The organism is Colwellia hornerae, from assembly GCF_007954355.1.
In the GTDB taxonomy this organism is placed as follows: domain Bacteria; phylum Pseudomonadota; class Gammaproteobacteria; order Enterobacterales; family Alteromonadaceae; genus Colwellia_A; species Colwellia_A hornerae.
In genome coordinates this window covers 1-2334 of record NZ_VOLR01000065.1, presented here as the reverse complement: position 1 = coordinate 2334, position 2334 = coordinate 1, and the positions used below count along the sequence as shown (strand labels likewise).

At 33.4% G+C, this 2334-nt stretch carries 4 protein-coding genes; all 4 read left to right on the top strand.

The features are described 5' to 3' along the window. Positions 1-186 (top strand): hypothetical protein (locus tag ESZ26_RS19375; protein ID WP_211361229.1); only part of this gene is annotated, 186 nt, incomplete at its 5' end. A 204-nt stretch (positions 187-390) separates the two neighbouring features. Beyond that, positions 391-945 carry a hypothetical protein gene (locus ESZ26_RS18910; protein WP_146801358.1) on the top strand — a complete coding sequence of 185 codons (555 nt, stop codon included), beginning with the start codon at positions 391-393 and terminating at the stop codon, positions 943-945. A gap of 32 nt (positions 946-977) precedes the next feature. After that, complete coding sequence (locus tag ESZ26_RS18905; protein WP_146801356.1) at positions 978-1685, top strand: hypothetical protein; 708 nt, start codon at positions 978-980, stop codon at positions 1683-1685. Positions 1686-1713: 28 nt separating this feature from the next. Then, complete coding sequence (locus ESZ26_RS18900; protein WP_146801354.1) at positions 1714-2202, top strand: hypothetical protein; 489 nt, start codon at positions 1714-1716, stop codon at positions 2200-2202. The last annotated feature ends 132 nt before the right edge of the window (positions 2203-2334 follow it).

Genomic DNA, 2334 nt, shown 5'->3' with positions numbered 1-2334 from the left:
GTATTGTTTCTCGCAGGTCTTATAGATAGTCGATATAGACGGCAACCCCTGAGTATGCGTAGTGAAACAAGTAACTTCTGTTGCGCCGAAAGTCTTGTTAAAAGCATCGAGTGTTTTCATTCAAATATTCGTAAGCAACAGAAGTATATTCCACCTATTAATGAGTTAGGTAAACTGATTAATTAATGGAACGGAGCAACTATAAGCCATTCAAAAGGACAAAAAACAGCTTGCTGTCCTTCGTACCTCAGGCATTATAGCAAGCTGTTTTTTGCCTCTTAATGGGGCGTTATAACCTCGGAGTAATATCGAATTAATTTGTCCAAAATTGGCATTTTAGGTTCCATTTTTATAATCGTAGGACTAATACTATTTGTGTTTGGTTTCCCTATGAGTTTACTGAGTGAAGTGGAAAATAATAATCTTGGTTACTTTCAAAAGGAAAATAGCCAATATAAACTTCAACTAGATTTACCTGCTTTCGAAAATGAATTATATGTAGTTGCTGAGTTTGACGGAAAAACAAGACGGGACTCTATAGAAAATCTTACTGTTTTATTAAAAAGAGAATTAGGAAAAACAGAAGAGTTTAAATTAGCTTTTAGACGTTCAGGTAACAACAAATCCATAAAATCAGGTTGGTATGGTAAAAAGGTTATCCTTGGGTATTTCCAAATAAATAATAAAGATAAGTCTCAATTTATTATTGAAAAAATAAACCGTAAAGGAACTATCGACAATTTAGTATTATCGTTACATGAAAATTCAAATCGGTTTTATGAAGGTTTCTTAATAATTTTTAGTATCTTATTGTTAATATCTGGCTTTATACTGGTTGTGTTCGACATAATCAAAAGCGGTTATAACAAGTTACTCAAACGGACGCTAAACAGTTTGCTAGTGCTCGTCCCTCGCAATTTTAGCAAACTATTTCGCGCCGCTTAGTAAGGCGTTAGGTCTCAAAGGAAGCCTCATCTATGCCTAAATATGAAAGTATCGCAGATGCACCTTTTGCGGTTAGAAAAAGATACTTTCAAATAAAGTACAACAAGTACTTTATGAGCGTTACTCGTTACTACTCTAGAGTGTCGCTTACAATTAAGGAAAGGAAGAAAAATCGTGTTTTGACAGACACCTTGAATGCATTCAAAAAAGAGATTGTCAGAGCTCGAAATAGTGAAAATGAATGCATAAAAGTTTTAATGAATTTAGGGCTTTTTTTTCTAATTGCTGAAAAAGATATCCAAACAGTCAAAATTGATGCCCTAACACACCATGATGAATGGAAAAGATTACTTTCATTGAGAATTATTCTCCTAACTATTTATGAATGGGATATGAGTAAGGCGAGCAGTAAGAACTTGAAAGATCTACTTATTCAATCTTCTGTTGAAGAAAACCTACAGAAAGAACTATTTGACTCACTAAAATTGTTACGTAAATCAAGAGATAAAGCGGCTAAACAACTCCGCTTTGAAAGAAATAATATTATTGCTCATCGTAATTCGGATTCATTATTACAGCTAAATACGATCCAGCATTTAAATACAAAAATGGTATTTAGCGTTGTTACTGATTTTTATGAGTCATCAGGGATTTTTATGCAAGTATTCCCAAAAATTTTACTACAAGCAGGAAGTCTAGAGGGTCTTTTTTCTTATTTACTTAAGGGTAAAGAGACCTAACAAGAAATTAAACAAGGACAAAAAACAGTTGGCTTTTTGTTCACTCCGTTCACTTATTTTAGCCAACCATTTTTTGCCTGTTAATTGGGCGTTAGGTTTCAAGGATAAACTTGTGCAACTATTTCTCGTATTTACGTTAATATTTTTCTCTTTAAGTAGTTATGCAACTAATGTTTGCTCAGATTATATTAGTGTTAATTATTCTGAGATTAACCGAACTAATATGGGTTTCAAAGATTCTTTATATGCAGAGCTTCCAATTCTAAATGAAATTAAGCATTCGGATTCATCTGAAAAAATTGTAAAAAGTTTTAGTGTTCCTAATAATTCTGCTTTTACTTTTAAAGTAAGTTGTAATAACGTATCGAGCATATTTTTTTCTGTTTATATTGGTGGGGAGAAAGTCGAATTCATGGATGGTGTTATATTATTGCGAGCAGGTAATTATTTTAGCGGACCTCATTCATTAGTCAATTCCAAACCAGAAGTTGTTATAATTCAGGCTGATAAGCAGTAGAAACCTAACAACACGCCCTGAGGTGGACAACAAGTTTAAATTAGCTATTTACGGCAAACTTTAACAGTGGCGAGCCTCTTCGCTTTAGGGCCTCTAAGTATTTTGACTCATCGTATGGCGTATTAGTTTTCC

Bases quoted from the DNA above. Each gene is read 5' to 3' on its own strand.
- ESZ26_RS18910 (WP_146801358.1), top strand. From the start codon at position 391: ATGAGTTTACTGAGTGAAGTGGAAAATAATAATCTTGGTTACTTTCAA.
- ESZ26_RS18905 (WP_146801356.1), top strand. From the start codon at position 978: ATGCCTAAATATGAAAGTATCGCAGATGCACCTTTTGCGGTTAGAAAA.